Source organism: Aeromonas sp. sif2433 (assembly GCF_019218705.1).
Lineage (GTDB): Bacteria > Pseudomonadota > Gammaproteobacteria > Enterobacterales > Aeromonadaceae > Aeromonas > Aeromonas encheleia.
In genome coordinates this window covers 368,816-390,053 of record NZ_JAHUXD010000003.1, presented here as the reverse complement: position 1 = coordinate 390,053, position 21,238 = coordinate 368,816, and the positions used below count along the sequence as shown (strand labels likewise).

Sequence of the window (21,238 nt, the reverse complement as noted above, 5' to 3'; positions counted from 1 at the left end):
AGCCAGAAAAAAACGGGCCAGTCGGCCCGTTTTTTTATTGTCATGACTCCAGCGGCTCCCCATTGGCCGGCTTGGGGGCTGGCTGCTTGAGCAGCAGCATCAGGGCGCTGGCGATGAGCAGGAAGATCCCCATCACGTAGAACACCTGGTTGTAGGCCATGATGGCTGCCTCCCGCGAGATGGTGTTGGATAGCATGGCCTGGGCCTGCTGCTGCGCCAGCTCGGGGCCCGAGCCCTGCGCCATCATGCTCTGGGTCAGCTGCAGCAGATAGCTCTGTCCCTCGATGCTGGTGGCGGCCAGGGTGCTGCTGATCTGGCTGAAATGGATGCGGGTATCGTTGTCGATCAGGGTGGCGATGATGGCGATGCCGAAGGCGCCCCCCAGGTTGCGCAGCACGTTGAGCAGGGTCGAGGAGGAGGGGATCTCCTCCGGGCTCAGGCTGGCGGTGGCCACCAGGGAGAGCGGCACCATGACGAAGGGCTGGCCCAGCGCCCGCACGATCAGCGACTGGATCAGCTGGGGTCCGGCGTAGTCGGCGCTCATGTTCACGTTCATAAAGCAGCTCACCCCGAAGATCAGGAAGCCGAAGCTCACCAGATAGCGCGGGTCTATCCTGGTGACCAGCTTGGGCACCAGCGGCAGCACCAGCAGCTGTGGCAGCCCCATCCACATCAGCACCTCACCTATCTCCAGCGCGTTGTAGTTGTGGATCTGGGTCATGTAGAGCGGCAACACATAGATGGATCCCATCAACCCCATGCCGAGCACCAGATAGGCGAAGCAGGCCAGCGCGAACCGCGGGCTGTGCAGCAGCCGCAGGTTGACCAGCGGATGGCGCCGCAGCAACTGGCTGATGACGAAGAACACCAGCGCCACCACGGAGATGACGGTGAGCCGTACTATGAAACTGGAACCGAACCAGTCCTCTCTGTTGCCCTCCTCCAGCACCACCTCCAGCAGGCCGAGGCCCACCGCCATGGTGACGATGCCGATGAGGTCCACCCGCTTGATCACCTCCCAGTCCACCGGCTTCCGATCCAGGCCATGGGCCAGCATGGCCATCACCAGCAGGCCGGGCGGCACGTTCAGATAGAAGATGTAGTGCCAGGAGAACTGCTCCGTCAGCCAGCCGCCGAGGGTCGGCCCTATGGTGGGCGCGAAGGTGGCGCACAGGCCGAACAGCGCCATGCCGGTAGCGCGCTTGTGCAGTGGCAGCAGGCTGATGATCAGGGAGAAGGCCATGGGGATGAGGGCGCCGCCGGTGAAGCCCTGCAGGGCCCGGAAGACGATCATGCTGGTGAGGTTCCAGCTGAACGAGCAGAGCACGGAGGCGACGATGAAGGCGCCTGTGCTCCACAGCATGTAGCGGCGCACGCTCAGGCCACGGCTCAGCCAGCCGCTGAGTGGGATGGCGATCATCTCGGCCACCAGATAGGAGGTGGAGATCCAGGAGCTCTCGCTCAGGGTGGCCGACAGGGCCCCCTGAATGTCCTTCAGGGAGGCGTTGGTGATCTGGATGTCGAGGATGGCCATGAAGGCGCCGATGAGCCCCCCCATGACCGCGATCCAGTTGCGACGCGGGATGGGTTCCATCAGTGGGCGGCCACCACGGCTTTAGAGGCCTGGCTGTCCAGGTTCACCCCGCTGGCCGGGGCGGCGGGCTCAGTGCTCGCCAGCCGGTCCGGTGCGGCGGTGCGGGTATCCACTATCACCTCGGTGGAGAGGCCCGGCCGCAACTTGCCCGCCAGCGGGCCCGGCTCGGGGATGCGGATCTTGACCGGGATCCGCTGCACTATCTTGGTGAAGTTGCCGGTGGCATTTTCGGGAGGCAGCAGGGCGAACTTGGCGCCGGTGGCAGGGGCCAGGCTGTCGATGATGCCCTCGACCGGTTGATCCGGGTAGGCATCCAGGATCACCTCCACCCTCTGGCCCGGCTGCATGTGTTGCAACTGGGTCTCTTTGAAGTTCGCCTCGACCCAGACCTGCTGCAGCGGCACCAGGCTGGCGACCTGCATGCCGGACTGCACGTAGAGCCCTTCCCGCAGGCTGCGCTTGCCGATGATGCCGTCGGCCGGGGCCCGCAGCTCGGTGTAACCGAGTTCCAGTCTGGCCTGTTCCAGCTGAGCTTCACTCAGGGCCAGTCTGGCCAGATTCTGCTTGGCCTCCGCATCCAGCACCAGCAGGCGCTCACGGGCCGCCTGCAGGGCCGCCTTGGCCTCCTGCAGCAGGGCCTGGTTGACGCGCAGGCCGGCCTGCACCTCGTCCAGGTTATCCTGGGAGCTGTAGTGGCGCTGATTGAGCTGGCCGACACGATGCACCTGCTGCTGGGAGCGCACCTGCTCGGCCTCGGCCGAGGCGACCTTGGCCTCGGCCTGACGGATCAGGCTCTGCTGCTGGGTGCGGGTGGCGGCCAGGTTCTCCGCCGTCGCCTGGTTGAGGTGCAGGTCGGCCTCGGCCTCGATCACCTTGGCTTTGTATTCCCGATCGTCCAGCCGGGCGATCAGCTGACCCGCCTTCACCTCCTGGTTGTCGGTCACCAGCACCTGGCTGATGTAGCCGGGCAGCTTGGAGCCGATGCCGGTCACCTCGCTCTGCAGATAGGCGTTGTCGGTGCTCTCGAAGTAACGGGCGTGCAGATACCAGTAGCCGGCAAACAGCATGCCGAACAGGGCCAGCAGCAGGGCGGCCAGCAGGGGGATCTTCTTGTGTTGACTCATTGTGTGGGGTTTCCTGAACTGAGGCGCGCAGGCTAACATCGGCAGACTGTTTCGATTAGTATCGCTTTATGAGATATACAGTTGCACTGGTGAGACAATGGACCTAAATGCTGCCTTAATACTGGTGCGCATCGTCGACAAGGGCTCCTTCACGGCGGCGGCCCGGGAGCTGGGCATGACCAAGGCGACGGTCAGCCGCCGCATCGCCGAGCTGGAGCAGCGGCTCGGCGTGCGCCTGCTCTATCGCTCCACCCGGCAGCTCACCCTGACCGAGGCGGGGGAGCAATACTACCTGCGCTGCAGCAAGGCGGTGGAGGAGCTGACCCAGGCCGAGCTGATGCTGAGCGCCAGCCAGCAGGAGGTGACCGGCACCCTCAAGCTGGCCGTGCCCATCGAGACGGGGCAGCTGGTGGTGGGCCGGCTGGTGGCCAACTTCCTGCAGGCCTATCCTGGCCTGCGGGTGGATCTGGAGTTGACCAACAGAGTCGTGGATCCCATCAACGAAGGGCTGGATGCCATAGTGCGGATAGGTGACATGAGCGACTCCAACCTGGCGGCGCGGCGGCTGTGGAGCTCGGATCGCGTGCTCTGCGCCAGCCCGGCCTACCTGGCCAACAACCCGCCGATCACGCGGCCGGAGGATCTGCTGCTGCACGAGCGGGTGGCGGTCAGCAGCGGTTTTCTCTCCTCCCACTGGTGCTTCGAGGCAGAGGGGCGGGAGGTGTTGGTGGATCCGCGCTCCCGCTTCCAGGTCAACAACATCACCTGTGCCAGGGAGGCGGCCAAGGCCGGGCTGGGGATAGCCGCGCTGCCCGTCATGATCTGCCACGAGGAGCTGGCCAGCGGAGCCCTGGTGGCCCTGTTGCCGGGCTGGCAACAGCCCAGGGTGCCCATCTATCTGCTGTTCCCGGAGCGGCGGCTGATGCCGAGCAAGTTGCGGGTCTTCATCGACTTTCTGGTCGAGAATGGGGCCGAGTATGGCATCGACAGCCTGCGGTGAAGGCACAGGAATGCACGGCCTCCCGCTGGCGGGGTTGGTGCGTGACGACAATGATATGAAGACGAGCCGTTGTGAGGACGAGACATGGAGCAGTGGATTGACTTGTATCGGGCCTCCCATTCGCTGGAGGCCCGCGCCCTGAAATGATGGTGGCGCTGGCGCCGTCGGTGCATCGACAAGCGGTTGCGAGGAGAGGATATATGGAGCAGTGGATTAACTTGTATCGGGCCTCCCATTCGCTGGAGGCCCACGCCCTGAAATGATGGTGGCGCTGGCGCCGTCGGTGCATCGACAAGCGGTTGCGAGGAGAGGATATATGGAGCAGTGGATTAACTTGTATCGGGCCTCCCATTCGCTGGAGGCCCACGCCCTGAAAGGGGCGCTGGAGGTGGAAGGCGTGCGGGTGCGGCTCAGTGGGGAGGGTTTGTCGGGCGCGCTGGGGGAGCTGCCGGTGGATCTGCTGCAGGTCACCCTGCTGGTGCCTGCCGAGGATCGCAGCCGGGCGGGTAAGGTCATCGAGCGTTACCAGCAGCGCCAGGGCAATGGCTGGCTCTGCGGCCAGTGCGGGGAGGAGAACGGCGCCAACTTCGACATCTGCTGGCGTTGCCGCCATGATCCGCACGATCACTGATCATTCGTATTCATCAGGGCCCGCCAGCGGGCCCTGATCCTCTCTTGCCTGCCTCAGCGCAGGGTGAAGTCGATATCCTCGCCGGCATTGGGATCGTGGTAGGTCGCCAGATCCAGCTCCCCTTCGCTGCGGGCGATCAGCACGGACACCAGAATATCCCCCGAGACGTTGACCGTGGTGCGGGCCATGTCGAGCAGCCGATCGATGCCGGCGATGAGCGCCACCCCTTCCAGCGGCAAGCCCACCGCGGTCAGGGTCAGGGTCAGCAACATGAGCCCGGTGCCCGGGGTGCCCGCTGTGCCTATGCTGGCCAGGGTCGCGATGCTGATGATGGTCAGGTAATCCACCAGGTGCAGATCCACGCCAAACGCCTGCGCCACGAACAGCGCCGTCACCCCCTGATAGAGCGCGGTGCCGTCCATGTTGATGGTGGCACCTATGGGCAGCACCTTGGCGGTGATGGCGGGGGAGACCCCGAGCCGGCGCTCGGCGCAGGCCAGGCTGACGGGCAGGGTCGTGCTGCTGGAGCTGCTGGTGAAGGCGATCGCCTGGGCATCGAGGATGCTTCTGAAGTAGTGCAGCGGATTGAGGCGGGCCAGCAGGATCAGCAGGCTGCTGTAGACGCCGAGCACGTGCAGCAGGCAGCCGAGGTAGACGGCTCCGATCACCTTGAGCAGCGGCAGCAGCAGATCCAGCCCGTACTTGCCGGTCATCCAGGCCATCAGGGCGCAGACGCCGTAAGGGGCCAGGGCCATCACCATCTGGGTCAGCTTGAACATGCCCTCCGCCAGGGCGGTGAAGAAGCGGATGGCGGGACGACCACGGCGGCCGGTGGCGTTGAGGGCGAGGGCGAGGGCCACCGCGAACACTATCACCTGCAGGATCTTGCCATCCACCATGGCCTGGATCGGGTTGCGTGGCACCAGATGGCTGAGCACGCTGGCCAGGGTCGGTTGCACCACCACACCGGTCCGCTCGTAAGGCCCCATATTGGCGCCCATGCCGGGCTCCAGCAGCCAGCCCATCATCAGTCCGATGCAGATGGCGATGGCGGTCGAGCACAGGTAGAGGCCAATGGCCTTGCTGCCGATCCGATCCAGGGTCTTGCCCTTGAGCAGGGAGGTGAGGCCGGCGATGACGGAGCAGAAGATGAGGGGCACCATCAGCATCTGTATGGTGTTGACGAACAGGACGCCGATGGGCTTGAGCAGCAACGCCTGCTCGCTGAAGCCGAGCCCGAGCCCAATCCCGGTCAACATGCCGATCAGGGTCTTCAACCAGAGCGGGCGGCGGGTCCAGATCCGCCAGGGCTTGAGGGCCAATCCATGGAACAGCATGACGCCAATGTCCTTATTTTTTAACTGCGACGGCAAAAAGGGGCGCCAGTGTAGCCATCCCCTGTTCAGGTTGCCACTTTATCGACAAAGTGGCGCTCACGGCCAGCCCGGAGGTCGGGAAATCGGCACTTTATTGGCTTACATCAAGATAGGGGTGCCCGACTCGGGCTTTAATTGGCATCCTATATGATGATTACTGAGGTTTGAGATGTCTCAATCGATACACGGTCACGAAGTGATGGAGATGATGCTGGCGCAGGACGGCCAATTTACCCGGGCCAGCCTCAAGCAGGCGATCGACAGCCGCTTCGGCGCCGATGCCCGCTTTCACACCTGCAGCGCCAGCGAGATGGATGCCGAGGCGCTGATCGACTTTCTGGCCAAGCGCGGCAAGTTCATCGAATCCGGGCAGGGTTTCCAGACCCGGGCCGACAAGATCTGCCAGCACGGCTGATCCCCGCGGCGGGCACCGCCCTGGTGCTCGCCGAATCCCCTGCCCTTTGTTATATTTCGCCCTCTCTCCCCCCTGTTGAAGGCTTAGCCTGGGCGTTGTATGGATACTTTCTCCGCTGCCGTCATGTTGTTTCTGATCATGGATCCGCTGGGCAACCTGCCGGTCTTCCTCTCCATCCTGCGTCATGTCGATCCCAAGCGGCGACGCAAGGTGATGATCCGTGAGCTGCTGTTCTCCTTGGCCATCATGCTGGGCTTCCTGTTCGCCGGTCAGCAGATCCTGAGCTTCCTCAATCTGCGCCAGGAGGCGGTGAGCATAGCGGGGGGCATCATACTGTTCCTCATCGCCATCAAGATGATCTTCCCGACCCCGGGCGGGGTGACCGGGCTGGCGGCCGGGGAGGAGCCCTTCCTGGTGCCCATGGCCATCCCGATGATCGCGGGTCCCTCCATCCTGGCCTCCCTGCTGCTGCTGGCGAATCAGGAGCCGACCCGGATGGCGGACTGGTCCCTCGCCCTGTTGCTGGCCTGGGGTGCCAGCGCCGTGATCCTGATGTTCTACGAGGTGTTCAACAAGCTGCTGGGTGAGCGAGGACTCACCGCCGTGGAGCGGCTGATGGGCATGCTGCTGGTGATGATCTCGGTGCAGATGCTGCTCGACGGTGTGCACCATTATCTGGACGTGACCGGCCAGGGCTAAGCCGGAGTCTTGCCTCAGGGCTGACCAACGGCCGAGGTCTCCAGCTTGCTCAGGATGAGGGCGAGCAGGGTCTCCCGCAGCCAGCGGTGGCCCGGATCTTCCTCGTGCCGCTGATGCCAGATCAGCAGGTGGGAGATGCTGTCCAGCGCGATGGGCAGCGCCAGCGGCACCAGCGGGTAGACCTGGGTCGCATGGCGGGCATAGAGCTTGGAGAGGGTCACTATCATGTCGGAGTGCATCCCCATCCGCAGCGCCGCTTCGAACGAGGGCACGGTCGCCTCTATCCGGCGATAGAGATCCTGCTCTGCCAGCTTGTGATCCAGCATCCAGCGATCCCGCCCCTCGCAATAGGTCTGCACATGGGGATAGGCCAGGTAGCGGGCGAGATCCCATTCGCGCTCGTGCAGCGCCGGATGATCCTGCTGCACCAGGCAGGTGAGGCCATCGATGGCGAGCAGCCGCTGGCAGATGCTGCCGGGCAGGGTATCCAGCCGGTAGTCCGAGGTGATGCAGTTCTCCCGCACCGTGAAGGCGATGTCCACCTGGCCCTGGCTCATCGCGGTCAGGCTGTGCTCCGTCCACTCCTCGTAGCGCAAGCGGATGCCCGGCGCCTGGCGCTTGAGCTCGCTCAGGTAGAGGGGGGCGAACAGGGTGAAGGCGCTGTCCATGCTGGCGATGACGAACTCCCGCTCGGTGCTGGCCGGATCGAACGCCGGTGGCTGGATCAGGTTGTCCAGCGACAGCAGTATGGGTTGCAGCTGTTGTTGCAGGCCGAGGGCGCGCGGGGTGGGTTCCAGCCCATGGGCCGCACGCACGAACAGGGGGTCGTCGAAGGTTTCCCGCAGGCGGCCGAGGGCCTTGCTGACGGCCGACTGACTCAGGTGCAGTCGGCGGGCTGCCCGGCTGCCATTGCGCTCTTCCAGCAATACTTGCAGGATAATCAACAGATTAAGGTCTATGCGCCCGAGCTGTTCCAGCAGCATGATATGAATCCTCTTCAATTCTAAGATGAATTTATACCATTTGTTTTCATATCTTGGCGACCCTATGCTCGAGTCGTCTCTCGCCTTAGAGGGTGGCTGGTACAGGATGTAGCGGTTGAGGGGACAAGTAGCACAGACTCATACGGCGGCCAATGGCCGCCGTATTTTTTTGCGTGATTTATTTGCCAACTTGCACCTGCCTTGATTTTGCCCAACAATCGTTGCGCTTTCTTTTGATACAAACAATGGGTATCTATCAGTCAGGAGTATCCCGATGGGACTCGGTGGAATTCATATCTGGCATTTGTTGATCCTGCTGGTGGTCGTGGTCGTGGTGTTTGGCAGCAAACGCCTGGCCGGCGCCGGTGAGGATCTGGGCACCGCCATCAAGGACTTTCGTAAAGCCTTGCGTGACGATGAAGTAAAGCCGAAATAAGTGGGAGTTGAGTGATGTCTGTAGACGAGAAAGTCGAATTGAATGAAACCTGCGACAGCTGCGGCTGTTTCGCCGAGATTGGCACCATCATAGGTGAAGGCGACGATGTGATGGAGCTGGTGATCGAGGCCGCGGCCGAAGCCGATGCCCGCGCCAAGCTGGCGGCCTATGAGGCGCTGGCCAAGCAGGTCACCGCCGAGGCCGAGATCAGCAGCGAGCTGAGCCAGGGCGCCGATGGCGTGATCCTGAAAGCCCGCCTGCAATTCACCTGCACCGCCGAGAAGCTGATTTTCGAGATGCGTGCCCGCTCAATCTGAGCCCTCTGAGGATACGGCAGGCCTGCCTGCCGTATTGAGCCTCCAGCCACAGTTCCCCGTTCTATAGTGAGTTATCTCCAGATGACTCAGCCCGATACGAGTCGGCCAATGGCAGGCGACGGCATGATGCAGTGGCGAGGGCGCTCTGCCCTGTCCCTCCTATCCCATAACGAAGCATCCTGCCGACGAACCGCCGGGCGCGAGCCGGTCAACCTGCAGGCGACAACATGCTGACGCAGCGATGGCGCCCTGCGCTGAGCCCCGGGTTCCGGTGCGAGTTATCCTGCCAAGGCACAGCCTGCCGTGGACTGACCAACGGCAGGCGATGGCGTGATGATGCGACGATGGACCCAGCCCTGAGCCCCGGGTTTTATTGTTAATCATCCTGCCAAGAAACAGTCCGGCGCGAGTCGGCCAACGGAAGGCGACGACATGATGACGCGGCGATGGATCTGGGGCCTGCTGGCCCTCTGGTGTCTTCCCCTGCTGGCGGCCGATCTCAAGCCGCAGCTCTTGCCCCAACCCGGGGATCTCAAACACATACTGCAAAAGAAAGAACTCAGGGCCCTGGTGGTCTATGAGCGGGGCTTCTTCTTCTTCGACAAGGGCGCCCAGTACGGCATCCTGGTCAATCAGCTGCAGGGCTTCGAGCGCTGGCTGAACCAGCGTTATCTCGCCAAGGATAAGCTCAAGCTCAAGATCATCTACATCCCGGTGCGCCAGGACAAGCTGCTGGATTACCTCGCCGAGGGGCGCGGCGATCTGGTGGCGGCCACCATGACGGTGACGCCGACCCGGCGCGAGCAGGTGACCTTCTCCCGCCCGCTCATCTCGCCCATCGAGGAGTGGGTGGTGAGCCAGCGCGATCTGCCTGGCTTCAACCGCATCACCCAGCTGTCGGGCCGGCGGATCTGGGTACGTGCCAGCTCCAGCTACTATGAGAGCCTGCACCAGCTCAACTGGCTGTTCCGCGAGCTGGGGCTGCCCCCCGTCTACATAGAGACGGTGCCGGAATACCTGCAGGATGGGGATCTGCTGGAGATGGTGGCGGCCGGCATCATACCGCTGACCGTCACCGACAGCTTCAAGGGACGGATCTGGCTCGACATGATAGGGGGCCTCAAGGCCCACAAGCTGATCCCGTTGCGAGACAAGGGGCGCAGCGCCTGGGCCCTGCGCAACAACAGCCCCGAGCTGCTCAAGGCGGTGAATGCCTATATCTCGGAGTCGAGCAAACGCACCCTCTTCAGCGACATGACCCTGCGCCGCCTGCTGGCGCAGAGCGACCAGATGAGCAACATTTTGGCGCCGGATCCCATGGGCCGGCTGTCGACCATCCGCAAGGTGCTGGAGACGCAGGCGGACAAATACCAGCTGGACTGGCTGATGCTGGCGGCGCTGGCGTACAAGGAGTCGGGGCTCAATCCCAATGTCCGCTCCAATCGGGGGGCGGTCGGCATCATGCAGTTGCTGCAGAGCACCGGTGGCGAGGTGGGGATCCGCGGTGCCCGGCTCACCAGCCTGGAGGGCAACGTGGAGGCGGCCTGCCGTTACATGCGGCTGATCCTCGACACCTACTTCAACGATCCCGGAATGGATCGGCTCAACCGCCACCTGTTCGCGCTGGCGGCCTACAACGCGGGCCCCAACCGGGTGCAGGCGCTGCAGGCCAAGGCCAGGGCCAGGGGGCTGGATCCGAATGTCTGGTTCGGCAACGTGGAGCAGCTGGTGGCCAACGAGGTCGGCCAGGGGCCCATCAACTACGTCGGCACCATCTACAAATATTACGTGGCCTATCGCTTCAGCCTGCCCCAGCTGGAGGGCAAGTCCGACGCCATAGAGGCGGCCCAGCCCTGAGCGCTCAGCACCGCTCGGGGGCGTGCTCCTGGACGCAGGCGGCCTCCCAGCCCTGGTCCCGGTGCAGCATGTACCAGGGAGATGGTTGTCCGGCGGGGGTGGGATCCGGCTGGCTGGCTTGCGGCCTATGGCCGAGGGAGGGGCGGTCACAGAGTTCCATGCGCGACTCCTTGATTCGTTGCGATCAGGGCGGTTGCCTGGGTTATGCCATGGCCAGATGACAAGGAGATGACCCTGATCCCCGCCGAATTCGCCCTGCTCGACGATCCTGGTGCGGCCCTGAAGGCGCGCTGCCAGCTGATCCGCGCGGCCCGCAGCAGGATCCAGGCCCAGTACTACAGCTGGGAGGAGGACGGCAGCGGCAAGCTGTTGCTGTCCGAGTTGTTGCACGCGGCCCGGCGCGGGGTCCGGGTCCAGCTGCTCATCGACGATCTCTATGCCGGCGACAACCGCTTCCTGGAGATGGTGGCGCATCAGCCCGGCATCGAGGTGCGGCTGTTCAACCCATTCTGGCTCAGGGGCTGGCGCCGGCTGACCCTGCTGCTGGAGGGGCTGCTCAGCTTCAGACGCATCAACCACCGCATGCACAACAAGCTGCTGCTGGTGGATGGCTGCCAGATGGTGATAGGTGGCCGCAACATCGGTGATCGCTACTTCGGGCTGGGGGCGTCGCCTCACTTCGTCGATCTGGATCTGCTCTGTCGGGGCCCCCTCTGCCGGCAGGCCGCGCAGGGCTTCGGGCTGTTCTGGCACAGTCGCTGGAGCCATCCGATCCGGCGCCTGTTGCGCCGCGCCCTGCTGCCCGCCGAGATAGAGGCGGTGAACGACTTCCTGCTCACCCTGACCGATCCGGCGGTGGCCGCCGTCTACGATCTGCCCGCCAGCCTGTTTGATGAAGAGCCTGTCCCCCTGCGCTGGCATCCGGGGCAGGGGGAGTGCTGGTTCGATCGGCCCGGCAAGGGGCTGGTCTCCCGGCCGACCACGGCGCCCCTGCTGGGGCGCAAGCTGGCCGGCAACCTGGGCACCCTGCGGTTGGTGAGCCCTTACCTGATCCTGACGCGCGGGCTGCGTCGTCAGCTCAAGCGGCAACGCCAGGCGGGGATGGCGATAGAGATACTGACCAACTCCCTGGCCAGCACCGATGTGCCGCTGGTGTACGGCGCCTACCTACGCCACCGCCCCTGGCTGGTGCGGCAGGGGATAGCGCTGGCCGAGCTGGAGAGCGAGGCGCTCAGCCTGCATGCCAAGCTGATCCTGATGGGCGACGAAGAGGCGCTGCTCGGCAGCTTCAATCTGGATCCCCGCTCCCTGCTGCTCAACACCGAGCTGATGCTACATCTGCGCTGCCCCGCGCTCTGCGCCGAGCTGCAGCAGTGGCTGGCGAGGTGGCAACAGGCAGCGGTCCAGCCGGTGTCGACGCCCCCCTCGGCGCTGCGGCGCCTGCTGGCCCGGCTGAGCGACTGGCTGCCGCTGCACCCCTGGCTGTGACGGGGCCCGTTTGTGCGAGATCTCGCAAAGCCTTGTGCGCCTTCGAGGATAGCCTTTGCCATCCAACGCCGGATTTCGATTTTATCGTATTGTTTTTAATCACTTTCTATCTTGATATGAATCGAGCTGGCCCCATGCTGTTTGCATACAAGTCCGTATAAAACGGTTTTTTATTTTATTTAACTGCGTAGTATTTCAGTTGCAAGGACAAACACGGCGGCTGGTCCGTCGTGCGGGAGAGGGTGATGAGGGAATTGGTCGGCCGGATTGCTCTGGCAGACAACCACTTCGGATCGGGAGCGGAAACCCGTGAAGTGGAATCAGTACCCGTTATTGCCGGATCCCAATATGGAACATGCTATTTGCGAGGGGGTGACATGCGAATGTCGCCCCATTTTTTATGTCGAAAGGTCACCTGGCGCTCATGAAAAGACCGCCAGCGGGCGGTCTTGGGCAATCAGGTCTATTGGTCTGCCGCCTCAGGCGATGCCGGCCAGCAGGCGACTCCAGTTGCGTTTGCCGGCGAGGAAGCCATCCCGCAGGTTGCGATACTCCAGCTGCAGCTTGAATCTATCGTAGCGGGCCAGCGCCTTGCGCTTGCGCTGCTCCAGCAGCAGCTTGCGGCTGGCGTAGTAGTGCTGGAGCTGCAGGCTCAGCTTGTCGTACTCCTCTTGCAGCAGTGCCTGCCACAGCTCCCTATCCTCTTCCTTGCGCAGCTTCGCCTGGGCGCGCTTGAGCTGCATCTCCAGCCTGGCCTGTTCGATCCGCTCCTCCGGACAGGCGCGCAGATCCCTGGCCAGCCCGCACCAGGCGGCGCAGCGGATCAGCCACTTGGTCGGATCGAACTGCCACCAGTGGATGCCGTTGCGATAGTCGTTCTCGAACAGGTGATGGAAGTTGTGGTAGCCCTCGCCGAAGGTGAAGAAGGCCAGGATGCCGTTGTCCCGCGCGCTGTTGCGATCGGTGAAGGGCTGGCTGCCCCAGATGTGGGCAAGGGAGTTGATGAAGAAGGTGGTGTGGTGAGTCATCACCATGCGCAGCGCCCCCGCCAGCAGCAGCATGCCGAGCAGATCGCCGTGGATGAGGCCGAGCAGCAGCGGGATGCCGATGTTGGTACCGAGCGTCAGCGCCAGATAATGCTTGTGCTGGAAGGCGACCACAGGGTTGTTCTGCAGATCCCGCACATTGCTGTAGTCGTGGTAGGTCTCGCGCTGGTATTCCCGCAGCATCCAGCCGATGTGGGAGTACCAGAAGCCGCGGCCCGCGCTGTAGGGATCCTTCTGGTTGTCATCCACGTGGCGATGGTGGCGGCGGTGATCGGACGACCAGTGCAGCGCCGAGTTTTGCAGGGCGAGGGCGCCGCCGATGGCGAAGATCCATTGCAGGATAGGGTGTGCCTTGTAGGCCTTGTGTGACCAGAGCCGGTGATAGCCGGCGGTGATGGAGATGCCGCAATAGCAGAACAGCAGCAGGAAGCAGAGCCACTGCCAGAGGTCGTAGCCGTGGCTCAGTCCGTACCAGGGTACCGCAATCAGTGCGGTCAGCCCGGAGAGGGCGAACAGCAGGGTGTTGGTCATGATGATCGGGGGGCGGTCCATTTCACTCGGCTCCTTTCAGCGAACAGCTGTTCACTATTCTCCACTGGGCCGGAATGGGGGTCAATGGTAAAAAAGTCGGCAACAAACCTGATCCAGCCCCCGCCTTCGGGTTATCATCTGGCCTCGCTAATCTCAAGGTGACGGTTTTCGTGGGTATTCGCGCGCAACAGAAAGAAAAAACCCGGCGTACGCTGATCGAGGCGGCGTTCAGTCAACTCTGTGCCAACCGCAGCTTCTCCAACCTCAGCCTGCGGGAAGTGGCACGGGAGGCGGGCATAGCGCCGACCTCCTTCTACCGTCATTTCCGTGACATGGAGGAGCTGGGGCTGACCCTGGTGGACGAGGGTGGCCTGACTCTGCGCCAGCTGATGCGCCAGGCGCGCCAGCGCATCGCCGGTGGCGGCAGCGTCATCAGCACCTCGGTGCAGACTTTCATGGAATTCGTCGAAAACAACCCGAATATCTTCCGTCTGCTGTTGCGTGAGCGCTCCGGTACCTCGGCGGCTTTCCGCCAGGCGGTGGCGCGCGAGATCCAGCATTTCATCGCCGAGCTGACCGATTATCTGGAGGCGACCACGGAGGCGCCACGGGAGGAGGCCTACATTCAGGCCGAGGCCATGGTGACCATCGTCTTCAGCGCCGGTGCCGACGCCCTCGACATGACCACGGAAGAGTGCCGGGCGCTGTCCGATCGCACCATCAGCCAGCTGCGGATGATCGCCATGGGCGCCGAGGTCCAGAATCGCAAGCGCCGCGAACCCCTCTCTTAAGTTAAGGATGGACAGTCTCATGCGTGAACCGAACGCGATCCCGAAGCAACCCCTGCTGCTGGCCCTGCTCATCGGCATCTGCGGGGATGCCTTCCTGTCGGTGCTGACCGCATCGGCCGTGCCCTTCTCCTTCTTCCCCCTGATCGCCCTGCTGCTGGCGGCCTATCAGCTCTATCAGCTCTATCGCCACCAGCCCATGGTCGGCAACACCCCCAGCTGCATCCTGCTCTGCTTCTTCATCGGGGTGTTCGGCCACTCGGCGCTGATCAAGGTGCAGTACCCTGAGCTGGGCAGCAATTTCTTCTCGCTCATCGCCATGCTGCTGTTGCTCGCCGTGCTTTCCATCAGGCTCGGGATCAGCGTGGGGAAAAAAGTGAAGGAGTGACGAGTCACTCCTTCAGGGTCGGTTGCGGGGGGAGAGGCTAGTCTTCCCGAGGCGGCGTCCCGCCCTTCTGCCTGGCGTCTATGATGGCCTGCAGCTTGGCGCGGATCTCCATCATGCCAAACACGCCGAAGATCAACACCTGGGTGAATTCGAGGCGGCTGACCGCGAAGTAGGGCTTGCAGGCGGCCTTGATCAGGCTGGCCTGCACCCAGTGCATCAGGATCACGATCACACCGCAGACCGGCAGAAAACCATTCAGCTTGCCCGGCAGGGTGCCAAACAGGGCGAGCACTACCCCCAGCCAGAAGAACAGCAACACTCCCATCGCCAACAGATTAAACACGCGCTTCATCGCTTACCTCCCTTACATAGAGCTGATAGCAGACCTGACCGGCCTGCTTGTCCTTGAGTAGTTGCCAGTTGGCAGGCAGAGCCAGGTCGCCCATCTCCTTTTCCCGTTCAAGATAGATGAGCGCATCCGCTGCCAGCCAGCCGCGCTGCTCCAGTAGCTCGCACACCTGCGGCAGCAGTTCGCGCCGAAACGGCGGATCGAGGAACACCAGATCGAAGGGGGTCACCGGGCCTTGCAGCCAGCTGACCGCATCGGCCTGGATCACCTTGCCCTGCTGACTGCCCAGGGCGGCCAGGTTCTTCCTGAGCTGCTCGGCCGCGCCCTTGTCCATCTCGATCAGCGTCACCTGCTCGGCATAGCGCGACAGCGCCTCCAGTCCCAGGCCGCCGCTGCCGGCAAACAGATCGAGACAACGGGTGCCACGGACATGGGGCGCCAGCCAGTTGAAGATGGTCTCCTTGACGCGATCCGTGGTGGGTCTGAGTCCTTCCACATCCCTGACCGGCAATTTTCGACCCTTCCACTGGCCGCTGATGATTCTTACAAAGCCCGCTTTTCCCTGCGGAACCGGGCTTTTATGGGGGCTGCTAGGGCTGGATTTCACTCTGGGCATCGCGTTTCGTCGTCAGAAAATAAAGTGTTAGTATAAGGCGGTTCATTTTTATGCCGACCCACCGAGGGACGGCTATCTTAGCAGTCAGCCAACGAAGTGAGTATTTTTTAGATGGCAAAAGGTTTGTTTTCCTGGCTGGGTTTCGGCCGCAAGAAAGAAGAGGCTGAGGCCGTCCAATCACAGGCCCCCGCAGCCACCCCGGCTGTCGCCGAGCCCGAGGCCACTGCTGCCCCCGCTCCCGCCGCTGATATCCCCCTGACCGAGGCCCCTGCTGCACAGCACGAGGCGCTTCTGGCAACGCCCGACGAAGGCCCGCTGGTGGTGGAGGAGCCTGCCTCCGAACTCGAGCCTGTCATCGTCAATGAGGCGCTGATCGCCGAGGCTCAGGCCGAGGAAGCCGCTCGTGTTGCCGCCGAGGCTCAGGCCGCGGGAGCCGCGCGTGTTGTCGCCGAGGCGCAGGCCGCAGAAGCCGCTCGCGTTGCCGCCCAGGCTCAGGCCGCGGAAGCCGCTCGTGTTGCTGCCGAGGCGCAGGCCGCAGAAGCCGCGCGCGTTGCCGCCGAGGCTCAGGCCGCGGAAGCCGCACGTATCGCTGCCGAGGCTCAGGCCGCGGAAGTCGCTCGCATCGCCGCCGAGGCGCAGGCCGCAGAAGCCGCGCGCGTTGCCGCCGAGGCTCAGGCCGCAGAAGAGGCTCGTATCGCTGCCGAGGCTCAGGCCGCGGAAGCCGCTCGTATTGCCGCCGAGGTACAGGCTGCCGAAGCCGCCCGCGTTGCCGCCGAGGCTCAGGCCGCAGAAGCCGCGCGCATCGTTGCGGAGGCCGATGCCGCCGCCCTGGCCAGCTTGCCGCTGGCCGCCAAGGTTGACGACGACACCCAGGACAAGCCGCAGCGGGAGGGCTTCTTCGCTCGCCTCAAGCGCAGCCTGGTGCGCACCAGAGAGAACATAGGGTCCGGCTTCTTCGGCCTGTTCCGTGGCAAGAAAATCGATGATGAGCTGTTCGAGGAGCTGGAGACCCAGCTGCTGACGGCGGATCTCGGCGTAGATACCACCAGCCGCATCATCGAGGGGCTGATCCAGCACGCGGATCGCAAGCAGCTCAAGGATGCCGAGGCACTCTATGGCCTGCTCAAGCAGGACATGGGCGCCATGCTGGCCCAGGTCGAGAAGCCGCTGGTGATCGACACCAGCAAGAAGCCCTATGTGATCCTGATGATCGGCGTCAACGGGGTGGGCAAGACCACCACCATCGGCAAGCTGGCCAAGCAGTTCCAGGCCGAGGGCAAGAGCGTCATGCTGGCCGCCGGTGACACCTTCCGCGCTGCCGCGGTCGAGCAGCTGCAGGTGTGGGGCCAGCGCAACAAGATCCCGGTGATCGCCCAGCATACCGGCGCCGACTCCGCCTCCGTCATCTATGATGCCATCGAGGCCGCCCGTTCACGGGGCGCCGATGTGCTGATCGCCGATACCGCCGGCCGCCTGCAGAACAAGAGCAACCTGATGGAAGAGCTCAAGAAGGTGGTGCGGGTGATGAAGAAGCTGGATGAAGAGGCACCTCACGAGATCATGCTGACCCTGGATGCGGGCACCGGCCAGAACGCCCTGAGCCAGGCCAGGCTGTTCAGCGAGGCGGTGGGCCTGACCGGCATCACCCTGACCAAGCTCGATGGCACCGCCAAGGGCGGCGTCATCTTCGCGGTGGCCGACAAGTTCCAGATCCCGATCCGTTACATCGGGGTGGGCGAGGGGATAGACGATCTGCGTCCCTTCGTCGCCAACGACTTTATCGAGGCACTGTTCAGTCGCGATGAATAAGCGCCACTCGCCCCGACCCAGGTCGGGGCTTGTCAATGTCAGGGATCCGTTATGATTCGTTTCGATAAGGTCAGCAAGGTATACAGCGGTGGCCACCAGGCGCTGCAGAAGGTCAGCTTCCACCTGCGCAAGGGGGAGATGGCCTTCCTGACCGGCCACTCGGGGGCGGGCAAGAGTACCCTTTTGAAGCTCATCAGCGTGATGGAGCGGCCGACCGACGGCCGCGTCTTCTTCCACGGTGACGACGTCAGCCAGATCAAGCGGGGCCAGATCCCCTATGTGCGCCGCCAGATCGGCATGATCTTCCAGGATCACCGGCTGCTGATGGACAGAACCGTGTTCGACAACGTGGCGCTGCCGCTGGTGATCGATGGCTACAGCCACGGTGACATCAACAAGCGGGTCGCGGCGGCGCTGGACAAGGTGGGGCTGCTCGGCAAGGAGCGCTACCAGCCACGCATGCTGTCCGGTGGTGAACAGCAGCGGGTCGGCATCGCCCGCGCCATCGTCAACAAGCCGCCGCTGCTGCTGGCGGATGAGCCGACCGGCAACCTGGATCCCCAGCTCTCCATGGACATCATGCGGCTGTTCGAGGAGTTCAACCGCTTCGGGGTCTCGGTGCTGATCGCAACCCACGATCTCGGGCTCATCGCCCGCATGCGTTACCGCACCCTGACCCTCAAGGCGGGTCGCATGTATTCGCAAGAGCAGGAGGAGAGCTGATGGCCATCGTTCGTCATAAACAACCTTTGCTCCGGCGGCTGGGCATGTACTGGGTGGATCACGCCCGCCAGGCCTTCTCCAGCATGGGCGAGCTGTGGCGCAATCCGCTCGCCTCTCTGATGACGCTGGCGGTGCTTGGCGTCAGTCTGGCGCTGCCCTCCTGCTTCCACGTGCTGCTGAAGAACGCCGAGGTGGTGGAAGGCAGCTGGCAGACCAGCTCCCAGATCTCCCTCTATCTGCGCAAGGATCTGCCCGAGCAGAGCATCCTCGACATGAAGCAGCGGATCCTGCTCTATCCCGAGGTGGAGTCCGTCACTTATATGAGTAGGGACGAGGCGCTGAAGGAGTTTCGCGAGATCTCCGGCTTCGGCGACGCGCTCGACTACCTCGACAGCAACCCGCTGCCGCCGGTGCTGAGCGTGATCCCGGATCCCCGCTGGCAGAACCCGGAAGGGGCCGCCGAGCTGCTCGCCAAGCTGGAGAATGAGCCCGGCGTCGAGCAGGGCAAGCTGGATCTGCAGTGGTTGACCCGGCTGCAGGGCATCATGAACCTGCTGCGCCACACCATCACGGGCATAGCTGTGTTGCTGCTCTCCGCGGTGCTGCTGATCGTCGGCAACACCCTGCGCCTGAACATCCTCAACCAGCGCTCCGAAATCGAGGTGCTCAAGCTGGTGGGGGCGACAGATGCGTTTATCCATCGTCCCTTCCTGTACACCGGCATCTGGTTCGGGGTCATCGGCGGCATGCTGGCCTGGTGGCTGACCGAGGTGATGGTGATCTGGAGCGAGGGGGTGGTGAAGGAGCTGGCCGGGCTCTACAACAGCAACTTCCGGCTGGTGGGGATGGGGGCGGTCGATGGCTTCAATCTGATACTGCTCGGCGCCTTGCTGGGGCTGATTGCGTCCTGGTTTTCGGTGCACAGACACATTCGCGACATAGAACCGTCCTGATTAATTTGCCGTCACCGCAAAGCACTGGATTTTGAGAACTGGATCAAGTAAAAGAATGGCCCGTTTCTGGCACAGCTCCAGTTCAGGGAGTAATCTGAACGATACTGCTCCGCAGGCGTCGCTGGATCCTGGGAAGGATCTTGGGAACCTTCTGATTTATAAGCAGTCTATTTAATGCGACAGAATGTATACGGGTGTGGCCCCTCTGCCTTGCTCGTCTGACTTGGCAAGCATGTGAAGGTTGCGAGCTCCGCAACAATGGACTTAGCATGCTACTTTTCAGGGGTCCTTCACTGTGACCCCTTTTTTTTGACTGTTCATTTATGATTCATCCAGTCGACTTAAGATAAGCCGGGTTCACGCCGGGGTTGTTTGATGCGGCCCGCAGAACGGCATCCGGTCAGTAGACAGACCCTCTCAGGGTGTTAGACTGATTCGATTGAAAAGTAAGAGGTAGAACATGGGAACTTCATTGCAGCGCACTATGGCCCTGATTCCGCAAGGTAGTCTGGAAGGCTATATCCAGGCAGTAAACTCTATTCCGGTGCTGAGCGCAGAGGAAGAGCGTGAGCTGGCGACGCGTTTGCAGCAGGATGGCGATCTCGAGGCTGCCCGTCAGCTGGTCATGTCTCACCTGCGTTTTGTCGTTCACGTGGCCAAGAGCTACGCCGGCTATGGCCTGCCCCAGGCCGATCTGGTCCAGGAGGGCAACATCGGCCTGATGAAGGCGGTCAAGCGCTTTGACCCGAGTGTCGGGGTGCGACTGGTCTCCTTCGCCGTGCACTGGATCAAGGCCGAGATCCACGAATATGTCCTGCGCAACTGGCGCATGGTCAAGGTGGCGACCACCAAGGCGCAGCGCAAGCTGTTCTTCAACCTGCGTAAATCCAAGAAGCGTCTTGGCTGGTTCAGCCATGACGAGGTGCAGGCCGTCGCCGCCGATCTGGGGGTCTCCCCGACCGATGTGACCGAGATGGAAGCACGGATGAGCAACTACGATCAGGCCTTCGATCTGGTCGGTGATGATGAAGACGAGGGTGGCTTCGCCCCGGTGCACTATCTGGAAGACAAGTCTTCCGATCTGGCCGCCACCATCGAGAACGACAACTGGGACAGTCATGCCTCTCGCCGTCTGAGTGCGGCCCTGGCCACCCTGGACGAGCGCAGCCAGCACATCATCCGCGCCCGCTGGCTGGATGAGGAGAGCAAGACCACCCTGCAGGAGCTGGCCGATACCTATGGTGTCTCCGCCGAGCGGGTGCGTCAGCTCGAGAAGAACGCGCTCAAGAAGCTGAAAGACGCCATGGATGCCTGAGGGCATACTCCAGTAACAAGCAGGGCCTGATGGCCCTGTTTTTGTTTCGCGACGATCTGGCGTTACCCCTTGCCTCCGATACCATCGAATATGGTATGTTGCCGCCACTCACATCTAGGGAGAGCAGATAGTGAAACTGTTGAACGACCTGTTTACCAAAAACCGCGAGTGGGCGGAACGGCTCAAGGCCGAAGATCCCGAGTTCTTCGCCACCCTCTCCGCCCAGCAGGCGCCCGAATATCTCTGGATCGGCTGCTCCGACAGCCGGGTGCCCGCCAACCAGCTGATGGGCCTGCTGCCGGGGGACGTCTTCGTCCACCGCAACGTCGCCAACCTGGTGGTGCACACCGATTTCAACTGCCTCTCGGTGCTGCAATACGCGGTCGAGGTGCTCAAGGTGAAGCACATCATCGTCTGTGGCCACTATGGCTGTGGTGGCGTGCGTGCGGCCATGAAGAACGAGGAGCTGGGGCTCATCGACAACTGGCTGCGCAACATCAAGGATGTCTACTTCAAGTATCGTGACGAGCTCGATGCCATCGAAGATGAGCACGAGCGCCACGACTACCTGTGCGAGCTGAACGTGGCCGAGCAGGTAGCCAACGTCTGCCACACCACCATCATCCAGAACGCCTGGCGCAAGGGTCAGGAGCTGGCGGTGCATGGCTGGATCTACGGCATCAAGGACGGCTTGCTGCACGATCTGGATCTCTGCGTCAGCGGTCCCGAGCAGATCCCGGATGTCTACCGCGCCTGGCCGGACATGCGTCCGCCCCACCGCCGCCGCTGAGGAGCCTGCC

22 protein-coding genes and 1 pseudogene are annotated in these 21,238 nt (G+C 63.0%); 15 read left to right on the top strand and 8 right to left on the bottom strand.

Going from position 1 to position 21,238, the window contains the following annotated elements:
* Positions 1–40: 40 nt before the first annotated feature.
* Both KW825_RS07235 and KW825_RS07230 read right to left on the bottom strand, forming a co-directional pair.
* A complete protein-coding gene (locus tag KW825_RS07235) occupies positions 41–1,594 on the bottom strand; it encodes a DHA2 family efflux MFS transporter permease subunit (RefSeq protein ID WP_042651841.1) in 1,554 nt (517 codons plus the stop codon).
* 89 nt (positions 1,595–1,683) lie between these two features.
* A pseudogene (locus KW825_RS07230) lies at positions 1,684–2,718 on the bottom strand (HlyD family secretion protein); the annotation flags it as partial.
* Positions 2,719–2,815: 97 nt separating this feature from the next.
* On the opposite strand from KW825_RS07230, the gene KW825_RS07225 reads away from it, so the two are divergent.
* Together KW825_RS07225 and KW825_RS07220 are read left to right on the top strand one after the other, a co-directional pair.
* A complete protein-coding gene (locus KW825_RS07225) occupies positions 2,816–3,718 on the top strand; it encodes a LysR family transcriptional regulator (RefSeq protein WP_042651842.1) in 903 nt (300 codons plus the stop codon).
* A gap of 316 nt (positions 3,719–4,034) precedes the next feature.
* Positions 4,035–4,349, top strand: a complete 315-nt coding sequence (locus KW825_RS07220; protein ID WP_042651843.1) for a DUF2007 domain-containing protein — start codon at positions 4,035–4,037, stop codon at positions 4,347–4,349.
* A 53-nt stretch (positions 4,350–4,402) separates the two neighbouring features.
* Here the strand turns inward: KW825_RS07220 and KW825_RS07215 are convergent, their stop codons facing one another.
* On the bottom strand, positions 4,403–5,686 hold the full coding sequence (locus KW825_RS07215; RefSeq protein WP_042651844.1) for a dicarboxylate/amino acid:cation symporter: 1,284 nt from the start codon (positions 5,684–5,686) through the stop codon (positions 4,403–4,405).
* Between the two features lie 208 nt (positions 5,687–5,894).
* On the opposite strand from KW825_RS07215, the gene KW825_RS07210 reads away from it, so the two are divergent.
* Positions 5,895–6,140 carry a YecH family metal-binding protein gene (locus KW825_RS07210; protein ID WP_042651845.1) on the top strand — a complete coding sequence of 82 codons (246 nt, stop codon included), beginning with the start codon at positions 5,895–5,897 and terminating at the stop codon, positions 6,138–6,140.
* Positions 6,141–6,239: 99 nt separating this feature from the next.
* Positions 6,240–6,839: a YhgN family NAAT transporter gene (locus tag KW825_RS07205; RefSeq protein WP_042651846.1), complete on the top strand. Its 600-nt coding sequence runs from the start codon at positions 6,240–6,242 to the stop codon at positions 6,837–6,839.
* A gap of 14 nt (positions 6,840–6,853) precedes the next feature.
* On the opposite strand, the gene KW825_RS07200 is transcribed toward KW825_RS07205, so the two are convergent.
* Entirely contained in the window at positions 6,854–7,822 is a 969-nt protein-coding gene (locus KW825_RS07200) for a LysR substrate-binding domain-containing protein (protein ID WP_218292643.1), read from the bottom strand.
* 274 nt (positions 7,823–8,096) lie between these two features.
* Here KW825_RS07200 and tatA point away from each other — a divergent pair, with 274 nt between their 5' ends.
* The 3 genes from tatA (at position 8,097) to KW825_RS07185 (ending at position 10,432) form a co-directional block, all read left to right on the top strand.
* The gene (gene tatA, locus KW825_RS07195; RefSeq protein ID WP_042651848.1) at positions 8,097–8,258 is read left to right on the top strand and encodes a twin-arginine translocase TatA/TatE family subunit; all 162 of its coding nucleotides are present in this window, start codon (positions 8,097–8,099) and stop codon (positions 8,256–8,258) included.
* Positions 8,259–8,272: 14 nt separating this feature from the next.
* Complete coding sequence (locus tag KW825_RS07190) at positions 8,273–8,575, top strand: YfcZ/YiiS family protein (protein WP_042651849.1); 303 nt, start codon at positions 8,273–8,275, stop codon at positions 8,573–8,575.
* 435 nt (positions 8,576–9,010) lie between these two features.
* A complete protein-coding gene (locus tag KW825_RS07185) occupies positions 9,011–10,432 on the top strand; it encodes a lytic transglycosylase F (RefSeq protein ID WP_218328783.1) in 1,422 nt (473 codons plus the stop codon).
* Positions 10,433–10,436: 4 nt separating this feature from the next.
* On the opposite strand, the gene KW825_RS07180 is transcribed toward KW825_RS07185, so the two are convergent.
* Positions 10,437–10,592, bottom strand: a complete 156-nt coding sequence (locus tag KW825_RS07180) for a hypothetical protein (RefSeq protein ID WP_218328771.1) — start codon at positions 10,590–10,592, stop codon at positions 10,437–10,439.
* Between the two features lie 74 nt (positions 10,593–10,666).
* Here KW825_RS07180 and KW825_RS07175 point away from each other — a divergent pair, with 74 nt between their 5' ends.
* Entirely contained in the window at positions 10,667–11,920 is a 1,254-nt protein-coding gene (locus tag KW825_RS07175; protein WP_218328782.1) for a phospholipase D family protein, read from the top strand.
* Between the two features lie 479 nt (positions 11,921–12,399).
* On the opposite strand, the gene KW825_RS07170 is transcribed toward KW825_RS07175, so the two are convergent.
* Complete coding sequence (locus KW825_RS07170) at positions 12,400–13,518, bottom strand: fatty acid desaturase (RefSeq protein ID WP_218328770.1); 1,119 nt, start codon at positions 13,516–13,518, stop codon at positions 12,400–12,402.
* A gap of 149 nt (positions 13,519–13,667) precedes the next feature.
* Here KW825_RS07170 and fabR point away from each other — a divergent pair, with 149 nt between their 5' ends.
* Both fabR and KW825_RS07160 read left to right on the top strand, forming a co-directional pair.
* Positions 13,668–14,288: an HTH-type transcriptional repressor FabR gene (gene fabR, locus KW825_RS07165; protein ID WP_042651851.1), complete on the top strand. Its 621-nt coding sequence runs from the start codon at positions 13,668–13,670 to the stop codon at positions 14,286–14,288.
* Positions 14,289–14,307: 19 nt separating this feature from the next.
* Positions 14,308–14,673 (top strand): YijD family membrane protein, encoded by a 366-nt coding sequence (locus KW825_RS07160; RefSeq protein WP_218328769.1) that lies wholly within the window; start codon positions 14,308–14,310, stop codon positions 14,671–14,673.
* 37 nt (positions 14,674–14,710) lie between these two features.
* Here KW825_RS07160 and KW825_RS07155 read toward each other — a convergent pair whose 3' ends face one another.
* Both KW825_RS07155 and rsmD read right to left on the bottom strand, forming a co-directional pair.
* On the bottom strand, positions 14,711–15,025 hold the full coding sequence (locus KW825_RS07155) for a DUF1145 domain-containing protein (protein ID WP_218328768.1): 315 nt from the start codon (positions 15,023–15,025) through the stop codon (positions 14,711–14,713).
* Positions 15,009–15,638 (bottom strand): 16S rRNA (guanine(966)-N(2))-methyltransferase RsmD, encoded by a 630-nt coding sequence (gene rsmD, locus KW825_RS07150; protein ID WP_218328767.1) that lies wholly within the window; start codon positions 15,636–15,638, stop codon positions 15,009–15,011. Before rsmD ends, KW825_RS07155 begins: the two co-directional genes overlap by 17 nt.
* A 111-nt stretch (positions 15,639–15,749) precedes the next feature.
* On the opposite strand from rsmD, the gene ftsY reads away from it, so the two are divergent.
* From ftsY to can, 5 genes are all read left to right on the top strand, one after another.
* Positions 15,750–17,447 (top strand): signal recognition particle-docking protein FtsY, encoded by a 1,698-nt coding sequence (gene ftsY, locus KW825_RS07145; RefSeq protein ID WP_218328766.1) that lies wholly within the window; start codon positions 15,750–15,752, stop codon positions 17,445–17,447.
* Between the two features lie 51 nt (positions 17,448–17,498).
* Positions 17,499–18,170, top strand: a complete 672-nt coding sequence (ftsE, locus tag KW825_RS07140) for a cell division ATP-binding protein FtsE (protein ID WP_042651856.1) — start codon at positions 17,499–17,501, stop codon at positions 18,168–18,170.
* A complete protein-coding gene (ftsX, locus tag KW825_RS07135) occupies positions 18,170–19,123 on the top strand; it encodes a permease-like cell division protein FtsX (RefSeq protein ID WP_042651857.1) in 954 nt (317 codons plus the stop codon). Before ftsE ends, ftsX begins: the two co-directional genes overlap by 1 nt.
* 460 nt (positions 19,124–19,583) lie before the next feature.
* The gene (gene rpoH / locus KW825_RS07130) at positions 19,584–20,438 is read left to right on the top strand and encodes an RNA polymerase sigma factor RpoH (RefSeq protein WP_042651858.1); all 855 of its coding nucleotides are present in this window, start codon (positions 19,584–19,586) and stop codon (positions 20,436–20,438) included.
* A 130-nt stretch (positions 20,439–20,568) separates the two neighbouring features.
* Entirely contained in the window at positions 20,569–21,228 is a 660-nt protein-coding gene (can, locus tag KW825_RS07125; RefSeq protein ID WP_042651859.1) for a carbonate dehydratase, read from the top strand.
* Positions 21,229–21,238 lie beyond the last annotated feature (10 nt).